Genomic DNA, 23,286 nt, shown 5'->3' with positions numbered 1-23,286 from the left:
TTTTCAGGCCAAATAACACAGTAAAAACCGTGCAGCGGCCTATTTCTTAAAAAAGCTAACAATCTCTTGTACTGTCCCGGTTTACCGTCAGAGTGCGGTGGAACGCATCAGGCTTTGCGGATGTAATGAGCGGCGTAACTGCGAACTTCCTGCCCGTTGAGGACATGGAACATACGGAGCTGCTGGATAGTTTCCTGGCTGAAGCGGCCCAGGGGAACGTGGATCAGTTTTTTCTGATAGCGTTTTGCGAGGCGCTTCCAGCCGATGCCTGGCGGCGATTCGCTGAGCAGGGCGATATGCGATTCTTCGCTGTAATGGCAGGCAGCGACGAGCAGTCGTTCTTCGAGGGTGTCGACGAAATCGAAATTGACTTCATTCCAGATGTCATACACCGGTCGGGGTGGAAAGAGGAACATCGCGCCTCCGTAGGTGGAGACGCCGATTCCCGGTCCGACCATTTCCTGACGGTAGTCGGTGGCGAAGAAGGCCAGCGTCGATTCATCCTGGTGCTCTGCATGCCAGGTGAGGCGATAGGGATAATCGCGCGGGTCCGCCGGAGAGTCAAAGAGCATGATCACGCAATCGAGCCGACCGCGACTGGGGGGCAGCACTTTGACGTGGATCTCACCCGTGTGCCAGTTACGGAGGGTTTCGCGGAGATCGAGCCCGTCTTTCATACTGGTCGTGAATTTTTCGGTCCGGGCCAGGTCGACGCCGAGCAGGTTCAACGCGTGGTCTTTGACGCTGGTGCGGAACTTTTCGATGGCGACATCTTCGGGTGGCCAGCTGCACTGCTTATAGGGATTCCATTTCATTTCCCATTCGTTCTGCTGCGGTTTGGGAGGCCGGGGAACCAGCTGACAACTGCGCCAGGATATGGGATTGCCGGGCAGGCGGTTGCTGAGTTCGACAGTGGTGCCGTCAGGGAGCTGAGCCTGTTCGATGCCGAAACGGAGTGTTTCGAACGGGAGTAAGTGCACGAACGGGTATTCGCGGGCGGTCTCTGCAATCTGGATTGCGTACTGATCGCCGGCGACCTGTTGAGCGGCTTTGACCAGCGTATACAGGTCGGGAGTCATGCGACGTTCGATGAGCGAGAGATTCCGCACGTAGCGAAAATAGACCGAGAGCAGCTTGGGGGTAATCTTGCGACCCCGGGATTTGAGTTCGACTTTGTAACGGTCCCGGGCGGTGAGTGCGAGTTCCTTGATGCCGTCGACCGAGAGGTTTTCATCATCTTCCAGTTCAGAACGGGCGGCTTCATAGAGTCCCGTGATGTAAGGGAGTTCTCCCAGCATGAACAGCAGCGTTTCGGTGTCGGCGGTATAAATGGAGGTCTCGTTGACCTCTTCGTCCTCGACTTCGAGGGGCAGTTGATCGATGTAGGCATCGTGAATCCAGGGCCAGTCTGACAGCGAGCAGACCAGCAGGATCGATTTGTATTTTTTCTCCAGTTCCCGCAGGCGGTGTGCCATCATTGTGCAGCGGTCGAGGGGCTGTCCTGCGGGCAGTTTGCTGAGCGCGGGCAGGACGGCGGCGGAAAACTTTTCGAGGGGTACCTTCTTCAGGGCATAGGGATCCGGGAGGACGGCGGACATACTCTCGAAACGCTGCGTTTCCAGATCGATGAAGTGCCGGTCGATGTGTTCCATCATCGCGATGCGGAGTGCGGCGATGACCCCTTGGCAGGGATCAATGGGCACGTAGCTGTACATCTTCTGGTTGTCTTCGTCGTCCTCGTCCTGCTCCCAGGGTGGTGCTCCGGAGATAGGGGCTCTTCCTGCAGGACCGCAGTGATGCTGGGGAGAAAGGTGATAGCCCGCTCGACATCGTCCTGAAACGAGGCGGGCAGCGGAACGGCGAGGCAGTCAAAATCGTTGTTGAGCATCACTCGACGGACTTCGATCGCGAAGTCGCCGCTGCCGTGGATCAGGGGCAGCACGGAGATGCGTGGGCTGATCTTCAAAAAACTGGAATGAGGGGCTGTCATGTTGCAATCGTCCAGTTTCTCAAGGGACCGGAGTCAGTTCGCTGGGATCCTTGACGGGATCAGCGGGTCCATTTCCAGTCGGGGGTCTGTTTCAGGTTGACCACACACTCTTCCGGCCACTCGCCCTGATACAGTTTCACAATGTTGTGAGCCGCCATCGCGTAAGCATCGCGGTGCGATTCCTGGTCCAGTCCGCCGATGTGACAGCTCAACAGTACATTGTCCAACTTGATCAGGGGACTTTCAACAGGCAAAGGTTCTTTTTTGAAGACATCGAGACCGGCGGCGCGGAGATGTCCCGACTGCAGGGCTTCGATCAGGGCGTCTTCGTCGACGAGGCCACCGCGGGCAGTGTTGATTAGGACCGAGCCCTGTTTCATTTTGGCCAGCGAGTCCTTGTTGATCAGGTCGACAGTTTCGGGAGTGACGGGGAGGTGCAGCGTGACGTAGTCTGACTGGGCCAGCAGATCGTCGAGGCTGACCAGTTTGATGCCATGCTGGTCGACGAACTCCTGATTGGCGAAGGGGTCGTAGGCGAGAACGTGCATGCCCATGCCGATCGCACGGGTTGCGACTGCCTGACCGATGCGACCGAGGCCGACGATCCCGATGGTGCTGCCCCAGACGCGGGGAGTCAGAGCCCGTTCCCATTCACCGCGGCGGACTGCCTGGTCCTGGGAGCGGGTGAGTCGGGCGACGCCCATCAGCAGCGCGAAAGCCTGTTCGGCGACCGAGTGATGATTCACTCCCGGAGTGATGGTGACTGCGATGTCCAGATCATCAGCGGCTGCCAGATCGACGGCGTCGAAGCCGACTCCGTAGCGGGAGACGATTCTCAGGTCGGGCAGTTGCGCGAGTACTTCGCGGGAATAGATTTCTGCACCGGCCAGAATGGCATCATAGCCCTGAACCTGTTCGACGACGCGGTGGGGTTCCTTGCGGAGATCCACGTCAGTCGGGACGGTGTCCACCTCGAAACCTGCTGCCTGCAGGATTTCAAAGTGCGGACCGAATTCACACATTTTGGCAGTACAGATGACGCGAGGCATGTTTCCGTTTCTTCTTCTAATACAGGTTTCGGGGATGAGTAACCGTACTGTTACTCTAGCGAATCCCGGGGTTGGCTGACAGTCAGCCGGAAGGAAAAAACGGAAGGCCCGCGAAGAGTCGGCATTTAATAAAAGCGTTCGGCCCGTTTGACGAGTTGGGGGTCCCGATCGCGGATGAGAGTCAGGTATTTCCGGGCCCGGGCGGCGGTTGTTGCGTCGGGACCGCCGTCCGAGGGATCGGAATAACGGGATGCGACCAACAGGTAGCGGATGATGGCCTGGCGGATACCTTTGTAGTCGTACCCTTCGGCATCATAGAGGGAGACGAGTCGATCCATGACGGTCCAGTCCTGCCAGCGTGCGAGGTCGGCAATGACGAGGTCAGCCAGTTCCGGGCGATTGAGCAGCATCCGCATGGACTGTCGCAGGCGTTCGGGGGGGATCTGATAACGTCCTTTACCGTACGTCCACATGAACGAAACCGCTTCGCGGGCAGCGAAGAGTTCGTTGGGCGATGTGTTCTTCTGCTGGAACTTGGAGCGCTCCAGGTGGTCGAGTCCTTCGCCGCCGGTGAGCATCAGGTAGCCGGACATCAAACCGCCGATGCCTGAGCGGAGCCCTTGTGCCTGGACGTTGATTTTATCTTCCATGAAGTCGATGTCATCTTCATTTCCGCAGAGTCCCAGCATGAGTCCGTATAAGCCGAGGCGGGGGGCGGGCGTGGATTTGCTGCTCAGCCAGTGGTGCAGCTTTTCACGAGGGAGTTGTGGAGTCAACGGCACGATGTCTTCAAAGGGGGCGTTAGCGAATTCCGCAAAGGCATCGTTGGCGATGATCATATCCTGGTGTTCGAGGAACTTCAGAAAGTACTGCAGCCTTTCGGTGGTTGGTTTCTGCAGCGAGGGCGCCTGCATGACGTACGCATAGCTGGCAGGGGTGATGGCCGTCGGGTTTTCCCAGAGGGGCTTGGGTCCGTGAGTGCCGGTGAGCAGGAACGGACCGCCGGGCTTACTGAAGTGATAGTGGTTGACCGTGATCAGCGAACCTTTTTCGTACTGGGTACTCTGCGACTGTTTAATGACCTTCAATACTTTGAAGACCGTGTGTCCCGGCTTCTCGATGGTGCCGGTATCGCCTTCGACCCAGCGGACCAGACAGGCGGTGTGGGCGTGTGTGAGTTTTTCGGTCAACGGGACAGAAGCCCCGGGGCAGAACGGACAGGCTGCGAGTTTCGTTGTCAGTACTGTGATCAGCAGGCAGCAGTACAGCCCAGGCCATCCGTGCCAGGGTCGGATTCGATTCCGGTCAGTCATACCAGTTCCTTCTGGTAAAAATGTCAGTTAGTCTCGGTCAATTCCTGCTGTTGAGCGCGACTGCAGGAACGTCGTCAGCTTCTCAGTGCGAATTACTTCAGAAAGAAGAAGCGTTCGGCACTTTTGACGGTCTTGGGATCTTCTTCGCGGAGTTTGGCAAGTAGTTCCTTGGCTTTTTCCGTCGTGGCGGCATCGGGGCCACCGCCATTTTTGTTTTTCCCTTTGGAGGCGACGAGCAGGTAACGCACGATGGCCCGTTTGATGGAGGGAATGTTGTAGTCTTCTGCGCCGTACATTTCCATCAGGCGGTTCATGACGCTCCAGTCATCCCAGCGAGCGAGGTCCGCGACAACCAGGTCGGTCAGTTCGGGACGATCGAGGAGCAGACGCATGGATTTCCGCAGACGTGCCTTGTCGATGCGTCCGTCGCCGTAGGTCCACATGAAACGCAGAGCCTGCATGGCGGCGTAGGTTTCACTGAAGGCGACATCCTTGGGGACGAACTTGGATTCATCGATTTTGTCGAGTCCGTCCGATCCGGTGAGCAGCAGGTAGCCGGAGATGACGCCGTCGATCCCCAGGCGGAAGTCTTTGGTGGGTTCATTGATTTTCTTTTCCATGAACTCAACATCTTCACCCTGACCGCAGAGTCCCATCAGCAGTCCGTAGAGACCGATGCGGGTGACGGGGGTTTCGGGATCGGAGAGCCACTTGCGGATCTTTTCGCGGGGCATGTCTTTGGACAGCGTGGCGATATCTTCGTAAGGGGCGTTGGCGAATTCGGCATAGGCGTCGTTCGAGATCATCTGGTCCGGGAATTCCAGGAACTTCAGGAAGTAACGCAGACGCTTGGATGTTTTTTCTTCTGGCGGTGGTGCCTGGGAGACGTAGTGGTAGCTGGTTTCGGTGACTTCGATCGGATCGCCCCAGTCGACTTCTGCGCCTTTGGTGCCCAGCAGCATGAACAGGTTGCCTTTCTTGCCGGGGCGATGGCGGTTGATGGTAATTTTATCGCCGACTTTGAGCTTGTCCTTGTCTGACTGGCGGATGATCTCTTTGACTTCGAAGACGGTTTTACCCGCTTTTTCGAGGTCTCCTTTCTCGGCTTCGATCCACTGGACGAGCACGGCGACGTCCGACTGAGACAGCTGTTCGGTCAGGGTCAGGGAGGGAGCGGAGCAGAAGGGACAGGCCTGGGCCACAGGTACCTGGGCCAGCAGGACCAGCCCGCAGAGCAATCCCATGACGGTGCGTTGTTTGAGGATGCGATGTTGGAAGAAATTTGTCAGACGATTCATGAGCCAGACCTCGTGGCGGTAGTTAACAATTTTGTAAAACGCGTTTTGTTTCCGTAAACATTTATTATTGATCGATGACGATGGCGTCGTCAATCAAGTAGATCCGCTCCAGCTCTCCGTCGATGGTTTCAGCCTTGATGTGGAAGACGCCGACCACGTCGAAGGGGCGGTTCAGAATGTAGTCTGTTGTGACGCCGTCCTTGAGGAGCACAGGGAACAGGTCGTAGATTTTCGGGTTCTTGCCGAAGCAGCAGATCTGGTTGTCCCGGGCGAGGAGGAAATACTCATTGCCGGTCTGCTGGAACGGGGGATACATGAAACCGCGAATGCGAATTCGTTTGCCGTTCAGATCCTTCAGCCACTGAGGCATGAGCTCGGGGGCTTCGGGAGTGACCGGTTCCATATTCATGACTTTGAGCAGGTCGATGTCATCGTAGCTGACCTGCAGGGCATCGTTGGGCGCGACGTGTCGGAAGGATTTGTTTTTGACCAGGATCTTGACTTCCCGCGGTTCCATTTTGACAGACTGCTGTTTTTCTTCTTCCGGAGTGAGTGCCCGGAGGCTCGGATCGGGACGCTGCGCGATCAGGGGGAGGAAGTCGTCGGTGGCATCGACGGCGGCAGTGGTGTCCGTGGGGGCCGGTTTGGCTTTGGTTCCGGTCTCCAGCGGCATCGGTTCAGCCGATTTGACTGCGGAGGTCTGGGTAATGGTTTCCGGTTCGGGTTCTACCGGCTCCGACTGCTCTGGAACCTCTGCGGCGACCTGTTCCGGCTGGTTGTCAGCGGCGTCTTTCTGCTCGGGCGATTTGGCATCGATCTGTTCGCTGTACTGACGGTACTCGGTCTGGTCTGATGAATTGCAGCCGGCTCCCCAGAAGGTGAGGCTGCAGAGGGTGAGGATTATCAGACTGACTGGTGAGTATCGGGTGGGATTGTGGTGGGCCTGCACGTGATCAAACTCCTGATGATCGGGTGGTTGCACCAACTTCTGGATAAAGTTGATAATGGCTCAGACTGTGAATCAACCTGAGCCATTCAAATTCGTAACGATGTAATGAACGCGTTGGTCTGGGTCTCCGGTGTTTTCAGGTGGGTGTCTCTGTGTGGTTGTCTGTTCAATTATCTGTAGGAAGTTCGAGCCTGCTCGAAGTGGGTCCCCTTCAGCTGGTAGACCGGACGTAATTCACCGGCCTGGGTCGGGGCTTCTGCGACGAATTCACCGGCAACGGAAACGAGACCGGAATAGAAGTCGGCCCGATTCTTGCCCTGCATTTCGACCAGGATCATATCTTTCACGTCGGGCTGGCCGCCGAAGCAGCACTGGCCGTTATCTTTAACCAGAATGAAAGACTGCAGGTCTTCGGTCTGGCGTGTGGGGTACATGTAACCTTTGACGAAGACTTTCTGCTTGTCCATTTTGAGTACATCGGGATTGACGCTGGTCACGCCATCTTTCTGGACGAATTCTTTGGACGAAATGTCGGTGGCGAAGTTGATTCGCTGGTAGCCTTCGGGAACTTCGTGTGCATAGACGAAGGACTGATAGCTGACGCCGGTGACCAGGAAGAAGGTCGACAGCATGAGGCCGGCACGGGCCACCATTTTGCCGCCCAGTTCACCGCCTGCCCGGCGGATATTGAACATACTGATCAGCGAGACCACGATACCGAACACGGCCACACCCAGTCCGATGATCCCGAACAGGGCGATAAAGGAGAGCAGTCCCAGTACCAGGCCCACGACAGCAGTCGGGGGAACCGGCTTGTAGGAAAACTCATCCTGACCTTCGAAGGAATTTTGCAGCGAATGATTGGAGCCATCAAGAACTTGCGACATCTTGCAAGGCCTTTCAAAATTCAGCAGAAATAAACAGGGAATATAGTTAATTATCGCAGAATCACAGGTGACCCGGCCAGAACAACTGGCTGAAGTTCAGAACGGGGTCTGGATTTTTTACTATCATATCAGGGAGGGGGGATGAGAACATCCCTGAAATCATCCAGAACCGGTCAGAAAATTCTGAAGTTCCGGGTAAAGTGAGCCTGACTCTGTAGATCCCTTGCTGAGCTACAGGCCGAATGCTCCCTGAAACCAGTCCTTTATAATAGTATATACGGGATCGTGTCGATTTTCGTTGAATTTTTATCAATCTTAACTTAAAGCGGGTCCCCTCTGGATAATGTGCATCGCAAGTGCCTATACCAAAATGGTTTATGACGGCACGCTTGTTGCCATTCCCTTTTCGTAAAACTACCGAGAAGGAGACCGGTTCAAGCGGACGATCAGGTATCACTCAAAGTACTGGCGACGTCGGTGCGGTAAGCGGTCATCGCGGGGATGAAGCCGACCAATGATGCCAGAACGACCAATACCGGCAGCAGAATCAGTTCGACTGAGCTGAAAGCGAACGGATTGATCAGCAGTCCGCTGCGGGCTTCGATGATCGGGGCGGCGGCGAAGACCAGTCCGTGTCCGAGCAGGATACCCAGGATACCCCCTCCCAGACAGAGCAGAACGGACTCGCTGAGAATGATGGTGAAGACTGCGGTGCGGCCGGCACCCAGGGCCCGCATGATGGCGATCTCCCGTTTGCGGTCGGCCATCGAGTTGTAGATGCTGACAAAAATACTGACGCCGGAGACGACGATGATCAGGCTCGTCAGAATGATGAGCATCGTGCGTACGTTGCCCACGATGTTGATCATCAGCCAGCTGATTTGCTGAATCGGATTGACGGCCTGGGCCTTGTTGCCTTCCTTGAGTTCGGACTGCAGTTTGATAGTGGAAAAGCCGCGGAGGCGATCGCCTTTCATCTGGACCAGAATCGCAGTCACCTCTTTCTGCGCGTCGGGAACTTCGTGCCCGTGATCGTGTCCATGGTCATGGCCGCTGTGATCATGATGATCGTGGCCGGCGTTTTCCTTGAGGATTTTCTGCAGTTCGGCTTCGTCGATTTTTTCACCGAAGAATTCGGCTTCGCGGCGGAGTGCTTCTTCCAGTGGTTTCTCGTGACCGGAAACCTGGTAGAACCCGCGCAGGTTGACGAAGACGGTACGGTCGTTCGGCGTGCCCGTTGGTGCGAGAATACCGACAATCTTGAATTTTTCATCGTGGACGTGACCACTCTCCGCGGAGCCGTGAATCAACTGAAATTCATCTCCCATTTTCCAGTTGTTCTGTTTCGCGACAGCAGAACCGATGACGGCATCCCAGGTCCCGGGCAGGAACTTGCCATCCTTATTGATGCGGAAGTGCCGCCCCGGGATGTACTCCAGAGCGAAGTAACGGGGAATGGTGCCGACAATCGGAAAGCCGCCTTCCTCGGTGACATCGCCGATCGCGAAAGGGATGGCTTCTTCGATACGGGGATCTTTTTTCAGTTCTTCATAGTAGCGGTAGGGGAGATTCTCAATCGGGGCACCGACGCGGAAGACGGTATTCAACACCAGCTGCAGCGGGCTGCCCTTGGGACCGACGATGAGGTCGTAGCCGCTGGCGGTCTGGTTGAACATCTTGTCGATGACGCCGTTGATGACCAGAACGGAGATCATCAGCGTCACACCCAGGGCCACGCTAAGGGCCGTCAGTGCAGAGGCGAGGCGACGTTGTTTGATGCTTTTCCAGGCGATGGTCAGTGTATTCATAATGAGAATCTACTTTGTAGTCGGTTCGCTGAGAAGAAAATAAGAAACGGAAAAGATAGAACGAATCAAGCCTGTGCGTGGACCTTGTTGAAGTCAGTCAGTGTTTCAACCCGCTCAAACTGGCTGGCGACTTCCTGAGAGTGGGTGACCAGCAGCATGGCGATCTGGTGCTGAGTGCAGGCGTCGCGGAGCAGTTTGAGAATGGTTTCCTGATTGCCGACATCGACGTTCGCCGTCGGTTCGTCGGCCAGCAGCAGTTTGGGTTGATTGGCCAGGGCCCGCGCGACGGCGACCCTTTGCTGTTCCCCGACGGACATCTGTTTGGGGCGGTGATTCAGGCGATGCTCGAGTCCCACGAGGGCCAGCAGTTCTTTCGCCCGGTCGCGGCTCGCTTTTTTTCGTGAGAAGCTCATGCCGAGCAGGACGTTTTCCAGAGCTGAGAAGGCGGGGAGCAGATTAAAGGTCTGGAAGACGAAGCCGATGCGTTCGGCGCGAAAGCGGTCGCGAACGACTTCGGGCATGGAGGCGATTTCGGTTCCCGCGATGGTGACTTTCCCGCTGTCGGTGGTGGTGATGCCGGAAATGACGTTGAGCAGTGTCGATTTCCCCGAGCCACTCTCGCCGATGAGAACCACCTGTTCCTGTTCTTTGACTTCAAAGCGTTCGATATCCAGGATGGGGAGTGTCGAGCCATCCGGTTCGCGGTAGCTCTTTTTGACATTTTCCAATAGCAGGGACATGCTGACCTCGTCTGGTGGGAATCTGGCAACGCCGCAAACCGTGGTTCCGGCGTCGGGCCGTATAGTTTGTTTTTGCAAATGTTATGTAATTAGCCGGGTGTTGCCTAGGGTTGTTCTGTCAAATCTTCCTGATTCCTGCGGAACACAGTGAGCCGCGGGTCGGATCTTAAACAATTATTAATATATGACTTACGTCTCCCCGGTGGCAAGTCGGTTTTCACAGAATCGCCGTAGGCTTAATCAGGATGATTTGCTATAGTCCCGACTCTCTGATTTTAACCGAAGCGTATCCGTATTGTGAATCAAGGATGATGGCAAGATGCGAAGTCGTAACCGGGGTCGATGGATTACTCCTTTTCGTTTCATCATGGTAACTGGACTGGGAATTCTGGGGGCGGTCGCCTGGAAAATGGATCTGCTGCCGTTCCAGGTGAGCAGTGCTCCCACAGGTGCGCTGCACGAACAGGAGACTGCAGGTAAGTCGTCTGGCAAGACGACTGTACCGCTGGAAGCATACAAAGAGCCCGTCCTGGAAGAAGCCACGATTCTGGCACAGTCGGAGCCGCCTGCGGAGGAACTCTCAGACGGGGATGACAACCAGCGTCTGTTCCGCAAAAGCGAAGTGGAAATGCCCCGGGTTTACACGCGTACGTTGAATGGGGCGATCGTGGAAGCGGAGACCTCCGTCGATCCGCTGTTCGAAGAAACCGAGCCTCCCGCCCAATTCAAAGGGGCCGCTCGTCCTGTTGAACCACTGCCCGAACCGACGGCTGCCATGCCTGAGCCCAACGCACCCGCGAAGCTGAATCCCCCCGAGGGGATCAAGCGGGCCAGCAATCCGGTGATCAAGACCGCGAAGCATGCCAGCTTTAAAGAAGAGATTGGTGTTGAGTCCGCCAAACAGGCCGTACCCGATCTGATTGCGATTGACGAACTGATTTCACAACGGAAAATTATCGAGGCTCACAAGCGGTTGTCCAAAATCTACTGGGATCAGCCCGAGGTCTATCCAGTCATTAAATCACGCATTGAAGAGACGGCGCGGATGATCTACTTCGCACCGCAGCCGCATTTCATGAAACCCTACGAGATTGAGCCCGGCGATCAACTGCGGAAAGTCGCGCAGCAGTACGGCATCACCTGGGAATACCTGGCGAAGCTGAACCAGATCGATCCCAAGCGGATTCGTCCGGGGCAGAAGCTCAAAGTCATTAAAGGACCCTTTCATGTGTTCGTTGATTTGAGCGACTTCACACTCACGGTGCATTCACACGGTTACTTCGTCAAACGCTATACGATTGGTACCGGCAAGGATCATTCGACGCCGACTGGCAAATTTGTCGTAAAGGACAAGCTGGTCGATCCGACGTATTACGGTCCGGATGGTGTGATTGCCAATGATGATCCGACCAATCCCCTGGGCGAACGCTGGATTGATATCGGCGACAGCTACGGAATTCACGGCACCATCGATCCGACATCGATCGGCAAAGCGGAGTCCAAAGGTTGCGTGCGGATGCAGAATGACGATGTGGCCGAGGTGTACGATCTGCTGGGTGTTGGCTCGGAAGTCGTGATTCGCCCCTGATTTCAGAGAGATTCGCACCAGCTGAGAATTCTTTACCTGCAGTCCGTTTGAATGTTGAATTCGACCCTGTAGAATACGTGTGTTTGAGCCAGTCCGCGGTGTTTTTATTAAACATTGTTTATGCGAACGGACCGTGGCGGCTTCTGATTTGAGCACATCACACATTCAGGGTAGAGAAGAGAGCATTCATGTTTGATCGCGAAAAGCTGATCGAGTTGTTTCGGGAGCGGGCGTTGAAATTCGGCGATTTCACGCTGGCTTCAGGTAAGAAGAGCACCTATTACCTCGACGGCAAACAGGTGGTCCTGCATTCACACGGTCTGCGTCTGGTGAGTGCCGGCCTGCTGGAAATGCTGGAAGATGTCGAATTCGACGCGATCGGCGGCATGTCGATCGGCGCTGATCCGATTGTCGCGGGTGTGCTCGCAGTCGCTGCAGAGCAGGGCCGATCGCTGAACGGGTTTATGGTCCGCAAAGAGCCCAAGGGGCACGGCACCAATAAATATGTCGAAGGCCCCGTGCAGCCTGGCGACAAAGTGGTGATCGTGGATGATGTCATCACGACTGCCGGCAGTGCACTGCTGTCCGTCGACCGGGCCGAAGAGTTTGGTTGCAAAGTTGTGCAGGCCCTGGGAGTTGTCGATCGTCTGCAGGGGGGCGCTGCCAACTTTGAGAAGCGCAACATCCCCTTCAAAGCGCTGCTCTCGATTCGCGACTTCGGTATCGAGCCGCCTGCGGAAGATCAGTGATCTCCCTCTCAATTTATTCACTCTGACGAAAGCGTGATCTCTCATGACAAACTTCATTCGCTACGACGATTCCGCCGCCCGCAAGCTCATTGATGAGAAGTGGTATGAAGAACTGCAGCCGGCCCTGATGGCGGCCCGGGAAGAAATGTTGAAAGACATTGAACTGCTGGGCAGCGATGCGATCCCTGCGGACAAGCAGCCTCTGGATGCGGGTTTTCAGAACCTGCCTCAACAGTTGCTGGACGAATACGAGTCCCAGGGAAGCGGGAGCCTGCTGGGACGCATCGAAGCGAAAGCACAGGAACTGCGTGAGCAATCGGACCGGTTTGTCGTGCTGGGGATCGGCGGTTCTTACATGGGGATGCGGGCGCTGTTCGAAGCGTTGTGCCATCCGCTGCACAATGAACTGACCCGCGATCAACGAGGAGGCGTGCCGCGCCTGTATTTTGAAGGGAACAATGTCGATAACGATTCGATTACGGCATTGCAGGAACTGTTAAAGACGAGTTGCCTGGATCCCAAGGATGTACTGCAGCGGTGGAGTATGACCGTCATCAGTAAATCCGGGGGAACGCTGGAAACCGCTCTCGGCTTCCGCCTGTTCCGCGAATCACTGGAGGAGTATTACGGAGCCGATTCCGAAGAGAGCCGATCACTGGTGGTGCCGATCACCGGGCTGGAAGGAAAGCTGCGGAACTTCTCCAATCATAAAGGGTATCCGGAAGTCTTTCCGATTCCCGACAATGTGGGCGGCCGGTTTTCGGTTTTCACGTCGGTCGGGCTGTTCCCGGCTGCCGTGCTGGGCGTTGATTTGAAAGAATTGCTGCAGGGGGCCGCGGATATGACCCGCCTGTTCAACACACAGCCGATGGGGGACAACCCGGTGCTGGATTACACGGCGACCTGTCACCTGTTTGAGCGGGAGAAGAACGTATCGATGCGGATCCTTTCGACCTGGGGCAAGCGTCTGGAAGCGCTGGGACTGTGGTACGATCAGCTGCTGGCCGAAAGTCTCGGCAAAGAAGAAAAGGGCGCGACGCCGCTGACCGTGGTCAACACCCGCGACCTGCACAGCCGGGGACAGCAGCACCAGGAAGGTGTGCGTGACAAGCTGATCACCAACGTGATTGTCGAGCGTCCGGACAGCGAGCCAATCTCCGTGCCTGTCGTACCTGAAGAGGAAAATCAGGATCAGCTGAATAAGTTGAAAGGCAAAACGGTTCCCGATGTGCTCTCTGCGGCGATCGAAGGGACCAACCAGGCTTATGCCGACGTGCATCGCCCGACGGCGGATCTGATCCTGCCGAACCTGGATGCCTATACGGTCGGCCAGACCCTGCAGATGCTGATGCTGGCGACGGTACTCGAAGGCCGGTTGATCAATATCAATCCCTATGGGCAGCCGGGTGTGGAAGCCTATAAGAAGAACATGCAGGAAGTATTGAGCCGCTGAGGCGACAATCAGAGCAGCAGTAATATAGAGAACGCCCCGGATCAGGCAGACGCTGGTCCGGGGCGTTTTTTTGTTCAGTTTCGATTTCAGGGGCCGCTTAGCTGGGGACTTCCTGATTCTTGTCGATGGGGACGCCGATCATCTGGCCGCTGAAGACCATGCTGTTGTCGACGAGTCCCTGGAAGTTGAATTCCGCCCGTTTGCCGGCACGGATGCGGGCCAGCTGAGCCATAATCACCAGTCGTTGATTGGGGAAAACGGGGCTGCGGAAGCGAACATCGTTCATACCGCCGAAGCCGAGGAAGTCGCCTCCCAGCAGTTTGAACTTGCGGGCATAGAAGCCGGCCAGCTGAGCGGAACATTCACAGAGGATGACGCCGGGCATCAGGGGGAAGTCGGGCATGTGGCCACGAACCCAGAATTCGTCTTCGGTGACATCTTTGAAGCCGACGATGCCATGCTTTTCATTATCTACATGGACAATCCCCGTCAGCTGCTCCATTTCAAATCGCTGAGGATTGATTTCTCTGATGTCTTCGATTCCGTAGATCGGGTTTTCAAAATCGAAGTCAATTCCTTCGTAAAGCAATTTGGGAGGCATGGTCTCTCTTCTCCAATAAGGGCGTCAATATCTGAGGTACGACCCTGGTTCCCTTTCAGGGCCATCAGGTGCAGGAAGTGTATATATTCTATGGGTTTAGGTATCAGATGGGTTAGTTCATCCAGGTGGAAATGCGAGCCCGGTATCTGATAAGCCAGAAATATTAGCAGAATCGGTGGAATATGTTAATCGAGGATTTCAGCTATTTGGCTCAAATTGGTGATCAACCTGTCAGGTTTGGTATCGGGGCTTCTGACTTCTGCTTTGCTGGCGTGAATGCTGAGTGAATCGCCGGCAAACAGGGCGGTTTTCATGCCGAAACTCCGGGCGATCGCCAGGTCATCGGGGATGCGGGAACCGACGTGCAGAATTTCCTCAGGGGGGATGCCCTGCTGATCGAATCGATCGAGCAGTTTTTCGTAGAGGGACACCGAGGGTTTGCGGACGGTTTCGCGATAAGAGAAACAGAAACATTCCTGAGTGAACAGCTCGGACAGGGGGGGGAGTGTTCCCTGAGTGCCTAATGCCCGCAGGAGTTGCACCAGAGTGAACGGCTGAGCATCCGCAAACAGAGCGACTTTCTTGCCGTACTGACTGAGCTGGCAGAGTGACTCCAGGGCGTCGGGCATGGGAGAGATTCCCTGCAGGCTGGAGTGGAAGAAGTAGGCGACCTTCAGGCTGAAGTCATCAAGGTTCCCGTAAAAGGATTCGTCGAACGTGTATTCGTTTTTCTGCAGGCGTTCGATGAGCAGTTTCCAGAGGTCGGCGGAGTTGATTTCCGGCTTTTCCCCTTTGGCGACCTTTCCGCCGAGTTGCTGGTCTTCGAGCAGCGAGCGGTATTGGGAGAGCATGTATTCCCAGGGGGCCCCCGGTTTGCGGGACATGCTGTTCCACATATTGAACTCTTTAATTGTCTTATCGAGGGCGATCTGCATGCGGAGCTGTTGTTGATGGTCGAACAGAAGTTCGCCGTCGGTGATGTGCAGCAGGGTGCCGTAGATACTGAAGGTGATCGCGGAGATGCGTTTCAGCGGTTTGAGAAAGGGCGTCGCTTTGGGCGTTTCCAGCGCGGGAGCCGTGGGCCAGATCAGATCATCCCGGTTGGATAACCAGTCAGCGTATTCTTGAAGAGTCTTCGGCATAAGGGTCGTATTTCAGATCGTATATCGAGTCAGCTGTCGCTGGAAGCAGCTGACATTCAGAAACCAGAACGGGTCTGTCGGGAATGTGATGAACGATTCAGTGAATGCGGTTGTAAACTCTGCCTGAGAGATGAATTTTGACAGACAGACAACCGGAATTCAATGTGATCTTAGACGGGTGGATATGGACAGGGCAAGCGAAAAGGCAAAAATCGGACGGCTTCCCCGGTGAACAGGCTATAAGGCCGCAGGAAAAAAAGAACCAACACGGATCGCTATATCCGTCGTAATAGAGACGACAGTTCCAATACTTTGAACCTGAGACGGGTTGCTGTTGTCATAACGGTTATCCGCTCGGAGCAGGCTTACCCCGGGGAAAATCAGCGGAATCTGATACGAAAACTCAAGTCACCTCAGAAATAAGGTTCACATCTTAAGCATTTCCCCGGGACGTATTAAGTGCCTGTTTTACAGGGCATTAGAGCATAATATCCCTCACAGCTGATTCTTCCGTACCAGCTATTCCGAGTGTCTCTGTCACTACTGCACTCTCTCTTGTCAAAGAACTTAAAGTCCTCACGGCAGTTTCGTCGATGCAATTAGGGCAGACGGTTGAAACCGGAAAGACGTAAAAACCACGTCGAGCCAGTCAACACCAGTTTGAATGGTTCAATCCGATCAACAGTCTGTAAGGGGGGAGAGGACAAGACGGATCTAGTCTGACGAACTGATCTGAATGGTATTGCGATTGTCATTCAGTCCGACCCCAAAAGTATTACGTACCAGATCCCAAATTTCCTTAAAATTAAAGATTGGCATTTTGAAACAGTTTCTGGAGATGCTGTCTCCAGAGACAAACCCCGACCCAAGACTACACAGGTTACAACGTGAACTGACTGGCCAGGATAGCCGCAAACTGTAGTAGGGGTTAAAGCAGAAGAAAAGTAACCTTTCTTCGACGAGATTTGCCAAGCATGTGATTGGAGAGCCCGCAATGAAAACGATCTTCACTACTGGCCAAGTAGCAAAGATCTGTAAGGTTGCACCCCGCACGGTTAGTAAGTGGTTCGACTCTGGACGCCTGAGAGGCTACCGGATCCCCGGTTCTCAGGACCGCCGAATCCCACGTGAGCACCTTATTCGATTTCTTAAAGAACACGGCATGCCATTAGGCGAACTGGAAGACGAAGCGATGGGCAAACTGCTGCTCGTCGGTGCCGATACCCAGGTTCGAGCCAGCCTTGACGATCTGATGGCAACAGAAGACTTCAAAATTGAATATGCCGTGAGCGGTTTTGAAGCCGGTATCCAGGCAGAATCACTGCACCCCGACTGCGTAATCGTTGATTTCGCCATGGGTCGCAACGAAGCTCTGATGATCGCACAAAACCTGCGACGCAACAAAGACTACACCGACTCTGTTCTGATTGCCCTGCTGAGCGATGAAGACAACGCCAGCGGTTTCGACAGAACACTGTTTAACGAAACTTTCCGGAAACCATTTGACGCTGCATTGCTGGCCGAACGGATTCGGACCTTGGTTGGACGTAAAAAGCAGATCGCCTAATAGACCGGGCAGGAATGCCTTAAGGTGAGATTGCCAGGGACGTGTAGTTCTCGATATTATGGACGGTGTCGAGAGAACGGCCCGCTGGCCAACCAGAACAATCGCAAAGGGATTTGCTGGTTTGCGTGAACGACTAAACCCGGCCAAGAGGTAACACTCTTGGTCGGGTTTTTTTATTGCGCCCCGGAAGTAATGTCACCATGAATCAATCCACAACACAAGCACCGCTGACCCCCCGCGAGAAACTGAAGCCCGCTGCCTGGTATGCGCTGCTGGCCTGCCTGGCATTTCTGCTGGTGGCGGCCCGCCTGGACTGTGCCCAGGATCTGTCGCTCACCGGTCCGGGACCCGGGATGACGGTCGACGAACCGTTTAACGTGGGGCAGGGGGTGTTCCTGGTACGTGCGATTCGCGTCTATGGGTTGGGTATCATTGCCCCGGAGAGCCTGCGGGAGATCTTCGAGCATGAGAACTATCTGCCCGATCATCCGCCGCTGGGGCGTCTGCTGATTGGCATCGCCCATGAAACAGTAGCGGGACTGGCGGGAGAGGGAGAGCGACCGTTCGTCGTGACCTATGGTCGTTACGCGTCGGCACTCTGTTTCGCCTGCCTGGTGTTCGTGGTGGGCTGGTTTACCTCTCAGCGATCCGGTCATTTCGCGGGCGTAGTGGCTGCTGTCGCGTTGATTACATTGCCCCGTGTGTTCGGACATGCGCATCTGGCGGCACTGGAGACGGTGACGGCACTCTTCTATGTGACCGCGGTGCTTGCGGTGATCCGATTCTGGGATACTACGGAACCGCCGACCGCTAAGCGGGCCTGCCTGACCGGTATTCTGCTCGGACTGGCGCTGCTGACCAAGATTCAGGCGGTACTGATTCCGATTCCCGTGATCATCTGGGCGCTGTGGAAGTGGCGTCTCAAGGCGATCAAGCCACTTCTCTGCTGGGGAGGCGTGGGAGTGCTCGTCTTCTTTGCGGGCTGGCCGTGGCTCTGGTTTGATCCGGTCGGGCATCTCAGTGAATACCTGGGACGAACCACGGGCCGGGCTGCGATCTATATCGATTACTTTGGAACGAAATACGCCGACCGCGATGTTCCCTGGCATTATCCCTGGGTGATGCTGCTGGTGACGATCCCACTGGGTTTGCTGGTACTGGCGTTGATTGGTGGCTGGAAGACGGGACGCCGTTTAGAGGCAGAACGTGAGCAGCGATCCAGCGGTGGTGTGCTGCTGATCGGTTCGCTGCTCTGGCCACTCATGCTGTTTTCCTGGCCGGGGATTACGGTCTACGACGGCGTGCGGTTGTTTCTGATGGTCTTTCCCATGGCGGCGATTCTGATCGGCGTGGGGGCAGCACAGATCTGTGACTGGCTGCAGCAGCGCTTTTCCATGCGTGTGGCCCGCACTGCGGTGGGAGTGCTGATCCTGACGCAGGCGTATGCTGCATTCGCATTCAGTCCCTGCTGGCTCAGTTATTACAGCCTGCTGACCGGCGGTCTGCAGGGAGCGAACGCACTGGGAATGGAAGTAACGTACTGGGGCGATTCCATCACCGCTGAGATGCTGCACGATGTGGTCGAGCGGGTGCCCGAGAATTCGTATCTCCAGCTGGCACCGATTCTGCATCCGGCTTACATACAGATGTTGCAGGAGACGCCGGAAGTGAAACGGAAGGGGATCAAGCTGATCCCCTTCGATTCCGAACGTCAGGGCGTTTCTGAATACGTGTTGTACTTCCAGCGGAAACCTTACCTGCCGGAAGAACTGCAGCCACGCGAGTCAGCTGCGTGGCAGACCGAGATTGCCGTCGTGCGAAAGCAGGTGCCTTTAGCACGACTGGTGAGACTCAATCCGCCCCGCTGAGGTCTTATTGATCCAGGGGCAGTGAAGGGTGGAAGCCCGGGATCTTGCAGGGGATGCGATACAGACCGCTGCCTGCGGTAATGTAGAGTGTAGATGCATCCTTGCCGATGCCGAATGTGCAGTTGGTAGGCATTTCCGGCGTGGGGATGTAAGCCAGCTCTTTGCCTTCGGGAGAGAAGACAAGAATGCCGAACCGATTCTCGGCGCGGTAGGCGGCGTAGACGTTTCCTTTCTGATCCACGGTCATGCCGTCGATGCCGGTCTGTTGTGGACCGAAGTCGACCAGGACTTTTTTCTTACCCAGAGAACCATCGGCCTTGATCGGGAAGGCGTTGAGGGTCATCCGTTTTTTGGGGTTTTTCGGAGGATCTTTCTCGAGTCCGGAGAGACCATTGTTGGTTTCCGCGACGTAGAGAGTTTTGCCATCCGGGGAGACGACGACGCCGTTGGGTTTGGTGATGTCGGTCGTGGCCCGGTGGACGGTTTTCTTTTTCGGATCATAGCGGAAGACGCTCATGTGATCGAGTTCGAGTGGCTCGAATCCGACGTAGCGGGGATCGGTGAAATAGACCCAGCCTTTGGGGTGGATTACCAGGTCGTTCGGTGCGTTGAATTTCTTGCCTTCGAATTTGTCGACCAGGCACACGGGTTTGCCTGTTTTGGAGATCCGCGCCAGGCACTGTTTACCGTTGTTGGCACCACAGGCTGCCAGCAGTCGTCCTTTCTGGTCGATCATCAGTCCGTTGCTCTGACCGCTGTCCGCACTGAAGACGCTGGTCTTACCGGTCGTGGGATCGAAGGTCATGATTTTGCCTTTACCGCCGGCGAAGTTGATATCGCTGAAGTAGATCAGCCCGTCAACATCGACGCAGGCCCCTTCGGTGAAGCCTTTGTCGACCCAGAGGGTTTCGACTTTGGCATCCGGGGAGACGATCGACGCGTCGCCGCTGGGGGCGGCGGTTTCAGCAGAGACCCGGGAGCCGGTCAGTCCGGAGATGACGATTCCCAGTACAAGAACGTGTTGCCAGTGAACCATGGTTTGTTCCTCTTCTGTTGCTGTGAATGCAAAACGAGCGATTTAAGATATCTCAAGGTGCGAGCGCCATCAGGATGCCTCCGCAGGTTCGATTTCGGCATCAAATTCAGTATCAGTTTCGGTCTCATGTGTATTGTTGCGGACCAGCCAGAGCGAAGGCACCGCAAGGACGGCGCCGGCGGTCGGACCGATGAGATAGAGCCAGAGTGATTCCAGGTGACCGCTGACCAGGGCCGGAGCCAGGGAACGGGCCGGATTCATGGAGGCGCCGCAGATGGGGCCGGCGAACATCGCTTCCAAAGCGATCACGGCGCCGATGGCGACACCGGCGAGAATACCGGTCTCTTTCGCGCCGGTACTCACGCATAAAACGACAAACATCAGGATCCAGGTGAGGACCGCTTCCAGAATCAGCGACTGGATCTCCGTACCTGCAGGCAGGGTCATGCCGTAGTTGGTCAGGCCCGGGAACGTGATTTTCAGCAGCAGGCAGGCGGCGAGGGCGCCGATGATCTGGCAGATGATGTAGGGGAGCACCTGATTGCCCGGGAAGCGTTTGCCGACCCAGAAGGCGATTGTCACGGCAGGGTTAATATGTGCGCCGGAGATTTCGCCGATGGCGTAAATAATCGCGGTGACAACCAGGCCGAAGACCAGGGCGATGCCGACGTGCGTCACGGTTCCCTCGGAAACCTGGTTAGTGACAATGGCGCCGGCGCCGCAGAACAGCAGAATAAAAGTACCGAAGATCTCCGCGTAGTATTTTTGCATCTCTGATGACTTCCCGAGCATGAAACTCAAATGGAGGTTGGGAGTTTAATCGTTTTCCGGCCGAGGTGGATTGAGCCAGTGTCCGGAAGGATCGGAACCGGCGACAATCACACCTTTGGCGTTCCAGTCCATCCCGGCGCGGACATCTGCGGCACAGTAGCGGAGAGTGAGTCCACAGCGGCGGCGGTCGGACTGGTTGGCTTCGGAACCGTGCAGGAGCAGGTCGGAGTGAATCGAAATCTCGCCGGCTTTCAGAGTATCGTCAACGGGAGCGCCGTACTGTTCGGGATTGTCGATGGTCTGATTGAGTACGTTGTCTTCGTGGGAACCGCTGGGGCGGTAGGTCATGTGTCCGTAGTGATGACTGCCGGCGATGAATCGCATGTTGGCGTTTTCCGGGTCGGCGTCATCGATGGCCAACCAGACCGTGACCGCCTTGGAGGGGGATAGCGGCCAGTAACTGGCGTCCTGATGCCAGGAGACGGCCTTCCCGTCATGGGGCATTTTGCAGAAGAAATGCGATCCCCAGGCAATCACGTTTTCGCCGAGCAGATCTTTGACATGGGCGACGATCCTGGGATGGGTGAGCAGATCGTAGACTTTGCCGTACTTCATGTGGGCAGTGCTGATCGAGTAGCTGTTACCACCCGCGGCGATGACCTGCTCCAGCAGCTGATCAAAGTATTCGCGGTTGGCGATGACTTCCTGGTCGTCAAAGATGCGAATGCCACGGAGGAAGCCGTCGCGGTTGAAGTCTTCGATCTGTGCGACCGTCAGCAGTTGTGGATCAGCAGTGGTGGAAGGATAGAACTTGAGATCGCGCTCAAGTTGAGACAGTTCTTCTTCGAGGGGGACTGCCTTGAATTCTTTGGAGTCAGCCATACCGGTTCTCGTCGTGTTTCAAGAGAATGAATGAGTCGCTGTTTCAGCTGGCGGAAATGCCGGTTCTCCCACGGGAGAGATCAGAATTCATTGTAAATCGGAACAGGTCGGGGAACAACTTAGAAGTGGAAGTTCGCGAGGATCGAGACGATGCGGGTGCGAACGGGGTATCATCGTTGGGTAACGGGGGATGTATTTAGTCGTCCATCAGGTCGGGTGGCCTCGAATGGAATTCGAGGTTGTCGGAGACAACAGGAGGTTGCGGTGTACGCGTTCTGCTGTGGGGGAGTGCACCTCATCTCAGGGATGCAGGTTGGTGGATTCGCTCTGAACCGATCGATTTTTCTGAGACCTCCTGCTCGCTGCGCTCGGCTCGGATTACATCCGAGCCCACCCATTCTATTGGAAGCTTGGATGGAGCGGTTGGTGCTGCTGGGTAGAATGTGTCTTTGCAAACGGGAAGAACCGGGGCTAACGTTCTGCGGCTAATTTTGAATTGCCGCGCAGTCGCGAGGGTTGTTGCACGTGCCTACGACTTACTGGCTGCTTTATCCGTTTTGGCTTTGGCCGTCGTGGTGGTGGTTGTGGTCGTTTTGCGGCTGGCGGCACTGGCGGCGAGCCCTTCGGCGGAAATCAGGTGGACGAGGTCCTGTGCATTCTGGTCCATCTCCATCACGAGTCCATCCACGCGGCCGGCCAGGTACATGTACATGATCAGCGAGGGGATGGCGATGCCCAGACCGAAGGCGGTGGTGAGCAGGGCCATCGCGATGCCGACGGCGAGTTCTTCCGCTTTGCCCATCGCGCTGCTGTTGGCGATTTCGTTGAAGGCCTGGATCATGCCGATCACGGTTCCCAGCAGACCCATCAGGGGGGCGACTGTAGCGACGCCGTTGATCACGCGGAGGTGTTTCCGAAGTTGTGACAGCTGACGTTCGCCGCCGTCGATGATGGCCTGTTCCACTTCGACACTCGGCTTGCCCCATTTTCGGACGCCGTGCGCGAAGACCGAAGCAATCGGGCTCGGGTTTTCCTCACACAGTTTCAGGGCGGAGCGTGCGTTGAGTTTGCCGTCCCTAAGCAGCTTGAGAAAGCGGCTGACAAAGTGTTTGGGTATGACGCGGCCGGAGCGGAGAATCACCAGGCGTTCGATGATGAACCACATGGAGATGATGGAAGCGATCACGAAGGGGAGCAGGAAGTAGCCCATCTCTTCGATGATATCTTCGGGCGTGGAAGGGATCACCTGCCGTTGTTTGACGGCGGCCACCGATTCGGGCAGGGGACCGTCGGGATCCGCTGCTTCCACGAGTTTGTCGCCCCGCTGTTCGACGACTTTGGGCAGTCGCTCCTGAGCGGAGGCGAACGGGGCGAAGAGGACCAGCGTTACCAGGAGTGTCATGACCAGACTGACCAGTCGTCGAGAGGGACTCTGGACCGCGAGATCGGGAGTAGAGAATTCCTGTGGACTGTGGAAGAGTTTGATCATGAACCAGGGGTATCGCTGTGTAATGACTAATAAACCGGCCCGGAGCTTAGCCGGATCAACCGGAAGAGAGGCGCGGGATTGGATGAGCCTGACTTACCCGGAATGG

General features: G+C 55.9%; 18 protein-coding genes and 1 pseudogene. 5 read left to right on the top strand and 14 right to left on the bottom strand.

Features of this window, described 5'->3' with window-relative positions; translation table 11 throughout:
* Window positions 1–107: 107 nt before the first annotated feature.
* From F1728_RS12625 to F1728_RS12590, 8 genes and pseudogenes are all read right to left on the bottom strand, one after another.
* Window positions 108–1,990: pseudogene (locus tag F1728_RS12625) on the bottom strand (hypothetical protein).
* Between the two features lie 59 nt (window positions 1,991–2,049).
* Complete coding sequence (locus F1728_RS12620; RefSeq protein WP_155364403.1) at window positions 2,050–3,039, bottom strand: phosphoglycerate dehydrogenase; 990 nt, start codon at window positions 3,037–3,039, stop codon at window positions 2,050–2,052.
* Between the two features lie 125 nt (window positions 3,040–3,164).
* The gene (locus tag F1728_RS12615) at window positions 3,165–4,352 is read right to left on the bottom strand and encodes a hypothetical protein (protein WP_155364402.1); all 1,188 of its coding nucleotides are present in this window, start codon (window positions 4,350–4,352) and stop codon (window positions 3,165–3,167) included.
* Between the two features lie 92 nt (window positions 4,353–4,444).
* Window positions 4,445–5,650, bottom strand: a complete 1,206-nt coding sequence (locus F1728_RS12610) for a C2HC5-type zinc finger protein (protein WP_155364401.1) — start codon at window positions 5,648–5,650, stop codon at window positions 4,445–4,447.
* A gap of 64 nt (window positions 5,651–5,714) precedes the next feature.
* A complete protein-coding gene (locus tag F1728_RS12605) occupies window positions 5,715–6,632 on the bottom strand; it encodes a ribonuclease E domain-containing protein (RefSeq protein ID WP_155364400.1) in 918 nt (305 codons plus the stop codon).
* 137 nt (window positions 6,633–6,769) lie between these two features.
* Window positions 6,770–7,486: a DUF4190 domain-containing protein gene (locus F1728_RS12600; protein WP_149345007.1), complete on the bottom strand. Its 717-nt coding sequence runs from the start codon at window positions 7,484–7,486 to the stop codon at window positions 6,770–6,772.
* Between the two features lie 446 nt (window positions 7,487–7,932).
* Window positions 7,933–9,294 carry an ABC transporter permease gene (locus F1728_RS12595; RefSeq protein ID WP_149345011.1) on the bottom strand — a complete coding sequence of 454 codons (1,362 nt, stop codon included), beginning with the start codon at window positions 9,292–9,294 and terminating at the stop codon, window positions 7,933–7,935.
* Between the two features lie 65 nt (window positions 9,295–9,359).
* Entirely contained in the window at window positions 9,360–10,034 is a 675-nt protein-coding gene (locus F1728_RS12590; RefSeq protein ID WP_155364399.1) for an ABC transporter ATP-binding protein, read from the bottom strand.
* Window positions 10,035–10,353: 319 nt separating this feature from the next.
* Between F1728_RS12590 and F1728_RS12585 the strand changes: the two genes are divergently transcribed.
* The 3 genes from F1728_RS12585 to F1728_RS12575 all read left to right on the top strand — a co-directional run bounded on the left by F1728_RS12585 (window position 10,354) and on the right by F1728_RS12575 (window position 13,824).
* Window positions 10,354–11,622 carry a L,D-transpeptidase family protein gene (locus F1728_RS12585; RefSeq protein WP_155364398.1) on the top strand — a complete coding sequence of 423 codons (1,269 nt, stop codon included), beginning with the start codon at window positions 10,354–10,356 and terminating at the stop codon, window positions 11,620–11,622.
* 188 nt (window positions 11,623–11,810) lie between these two features.
* On the top strand, window positions 11,811–12,371 hold the full coding sequence (gene pyrE, locus F1728_RS12580) for an orotate phosphoribosyltransferase (protein ID WP_155364397.1): 561 nt from the start codon (window positions 11,811–11,813) through the stop codon (window positions 12,369–12,371).
* Between the two features lie 43 nt (window positions 12,372–12,414).
* On the top strand, window positions 12,415–13,824 hold the full coding sequence (locus tag F1728_RS12575; RefSeq protein WP_155364396.1) for a glucose-6-phosphate isomerase: 1,410 nt from the start codon (window positions 12,415–12,417) through the stop codon (window positions 13,822–13,824).
* Between the two features lie 97 nt (window positions 13,825–13,921).
* Here F1728_RS12575 and F1728_RS12570 read toward each other — a convergent pair whose 3' ends face one another.
* Both F1728_RS12570 and F1728_RS12565 read right to left on the bottom strand, forming a co-directional pair.
* Complete coding sequence (locus tag F1728_RS12570; protein WP_145035920.1) at window positions 13,922–14,425, bottom strand: 3-hydroxyacyl-ACP dehydratase FabZ family protein; 504 nt, start codon at window positions 14,423–14,425, stop codon at window positions 13,922–13,924.
* 185 nt (window positions 14,426–14,610) lie between these two features.
* Window positions 14,611–15,567 (bottom strand): HAD family hydrolase, encoded by a 957-nt coding sequence (locus F1728_RS12565; protein WP_155364395.1) that lies wholly within the window; start codon window positions 15,565–15,567, stop codon window positions 14,611–14,613.
* Between the two features lie 994 nt (window positions 15,568–16,561).
* Here F1728_RS12565 and F1728_RS12560 point away from each other — a divergent pair.
* Window positions 16,562–17,134, top strand: coding sequence for a helix-turn-helix domain-containing protein (locus F1728_RS12560; RefSeq protein WP_044238118.1), 573 nt, complete (start codon window positions 16,562–16,564; stop codon window positions 17,132–17,134).
* Window positions 17,135–17,334: 200 nt separating this feature from the next.
* Window positions 17,335–19,002, top strand: coding sequence for an ArnT family glycosyltransferase (locus F1728_RS12555; RefSeq protein ID WP_155364394.1), 1,668 nt, complete (start codon window positions 17,335–17,337; stop codon window positions 19,000–19,002).
* Between the two features lie 4 nt (window positions 19,003–19,006).
* Here the strand turns inward: F1728_RS12555 and F1728_RS12550 are convergent, their stop codons facing one another.
* The 4 genes from F1728_RS12550 to F1728_RS12535 form a co-directional block, all read right to left on the bottom strand.
* The gene (locus F1728_RS12550; protein ID WP_155364393.1) at window positions 19,007–20,038 is read right to left on the bottom strand and encodes an SMP-30/gluconolactonase/LRE family protein; all 1,032 of its coding nucleotides are present in this window, start codon (window positions 20,036–20,038) and stop codon (window positions 19,007–19,009) included.
* Between the two features lie 69 nt (window positions 20,039–20,107).
* A complete protein-coding gene (locus F1728_RS12545) occupies window positions 20,108–20,809 on the bottom strand; it encodes an MIP/aquaporin family protein (RefSeq protein ID WP_228030709.1) in 702 nt (233 codons plus the stop codon).
* Window positions 20,810–20,854: 45 nt separating this feature from the next.
* Window positions 20,855–21,691: a phytanoyl-CoA dioxygenase family protein gene (locus F1728_RS12540; RefSeq protein WP_155364392.1), complete on the bottom strand. Its 837-nt coding sequence runs from the start codon at window positions 21,689–21,691 to the stop codon at window positions 20,855–20,857.
* A gap of 529 nt (window positions 21,692–22,220) precedes the next feature.
* A complete protein-coding gene (locus F1728_RS12535) occupies window positions 22,221–23,180 on the bottom strand; it encodes a MotA/TolQ/ExbB proton channel family protein (protein WP_155364391.1) in 960 nt (319 codons plus the stop codon).
* Between the last annotated feature and the right edge of the window lie 106 nt (window positions 23,181–23,286).

The sequence above is a fragment of the Gimesia benthica genome (assembly GCF_009720525.1).
Classification (GTDB): domain Bacteria; phylum Planctomycetota; class Planctomycetia; order Planctomycetales; family Planctomycetaceae; genus Gimesia; species Gimesia benthica.
This window is presented reverse-complemented; position numbering and strand designations above follow the sequence as displayed.

Coding starts and splice junctions, on each gene's coding strand:
- F1728_RS12620 (WP_155364403.1), bottom strand. CDS start 3,039: ATGCCTCGCGTCATCTGTACTGCCAAAATGTGTGAATTCGGTCCGCAC.
- F1728_RS12615 (WP_155364402.1), bottom strand. CDS start 4,352: ATGACTGACCGGAATCGAATCCGACCCTGGCACGGATGGCCTGGGCTG.
- F1728_RS12610 (WP_155364401.1), bottom strand. CDS start 5,650: ATGAATCGTCTGACAAATTTCTTCCAACATCGCATCCTCAAACAACGC.
- F1728_RS12600 (WP_149345007.1), bottom strand. CDS start 7,486: ATGTCGCAAGTTCTTGATGGCTCCAATCATTCGCTGCAAAATTCCTTC.
- F1728_RS12595 (WP_149345011.1), bottom strand. CDS start 9,294: ATGAATACACTGACCATCGCCTGGAAAAGCATCAAACAACGTCGCCTC.
- F1728_RS12590 (WP_155364399.1), bottom strand. CDS start 10,034: ATGTCCCTGCTATTGGAAAATGTCAAAAAGAGCTACCGCGAACCGGAT.
- F1728_RS12585 (WP_155364398.1), top strand. CDS start 10,354: ATGCGAAGTCGTAACCGGGGTCGATGGATTACTCCTTTTCGTTTCATC.
- pyrE (WP_155364397.1), top strand. CDS start 11,811: ATGTTTGATCGCGAAAAGCTGATCGAGTTGTTTCGGGAGCGGGCGTTG.
- F1728_RS12575 (WP_155364396.1), top strand. CDS start 12,415: ATGACAAACTTCATTCGCTACGACGATTCCGCCGCCCGCAAGCTCATT.
- F1728_RS12570 (WP_145035920.1), bottom strand. CDS start 14,425: ATGCCTCCCAAATTGCTTTACGAAGGAATTGACTTCGATTTTGAAAAC.
- F1728_RS12565 (WP_155364395.1), bottom strand. CDS start 15,567: ATGCCGAAGACTCTTCAAGAATACGCTGACTGGTTATCCAACCGGGAT.
- F1728_RS12560 (WP_044238118.1), top strand. CDS start 16,562: ATGAAAACGATCTTCACTACTGGCCAAGTAGCAAAGATCTGTAAGGTT.
- F1728_RS12555 (WP_155364394.1), top strand. CDS start 17,335: ATGAATCAATCCACAACACAAGCACCGCTGACCCCCCGCGAGAAACTG.
- F1728_RS12550 (WP_155364393.1), bottom strand. CDS start 20,038: ATGGTTCACTGGCAACACGTTCTTGTACTGGGAATCGTCATCTCCGGA.
- F1728_RS12545 (WP_228030709.1), bottom strand. CDS start 20,809: ATGCAAAAATACTACGCGGAGATCTTCGGTACTTTTATTCTGCTGTTC.
- F1728_RS12540 (WP_155364392.1), bottom strand. CDS start 21,691: ATGGCTGACTCCAAAGAATTCAAGGCAGTCCCCCTCGAAGAAGAACTG.
- F1728_RS12535 (WP_155364391.1), bottom strand. CDS start 23,180: ATGATCAAACTCTTCCACAGTCCACAGGAATTCTCTACTCCCGATCTC.